The following is a 378-nucleotide window of genomic DNA, read 5'->3' as shown; positions in this document are numbered from 1 at the left end:
GTATACCATAAGACAAAGCAGAAATGACGAACCCGCATCGCGCCGTTTCGTCCGAGGAATTTCATGAAACCGGCCATTCGCAAGATCGTGACCTATGTCGAGAACACGCTGATCGAAGGCGGCAAGGCGGCGCCCCGCCCACTGCGCCTGATCGGCGTCGCGGCGGTGCTGACCAACCCGTGGGCCGGACGCGGCTTCACCGAGGACCTGTCGCCCGAGATTCGCGCCGTCGCCCCGGTGCTCGGCGAAACGCTGACCAATGAGATCATTGGCGTCGCCGGCTCCGGCGAAGCGATCGAAGGCTACGGCAAGGCCGCCATCTGCGGCACGTCGGGCGAAGTCGAGCACGCTTCGGCGCTGATCCACACGCTGCATTTC

The 378-nt window shown here is 64.0% G+C and carries 1 protein-coding gene; it reads left to right on the top strand.

Annotated elements, in window-relative coordinates; translation table 11 throughout:
* Positions 1-63: 63 nt before the first annotated feature.
* Positions 64-378 (top strand): amino acid synthesis family protein (locus tag EN780_RS38495; protein ID WP_145971064.1); only part of this gene is annotated, 315 nt, incomplete at its 3' end.

It is taken from the genome of Mesorhizobium sp. M4B.F.Ca.ET.089.01.1.1, from assembly GCF_004022605.1.
Classification (GTDB): domain Bacteria; phylum Pseudomonadota; class Alphaproteobacteria; order Rhizobiales; family Rhizobiaceae; genus Mesorhizobium; species Mesorhizobium abyssinicae.
Note: the sequence above shows the minus strand (reverse complement) of the source record. Positions and strands in the feature narration are given on the sequence as shown.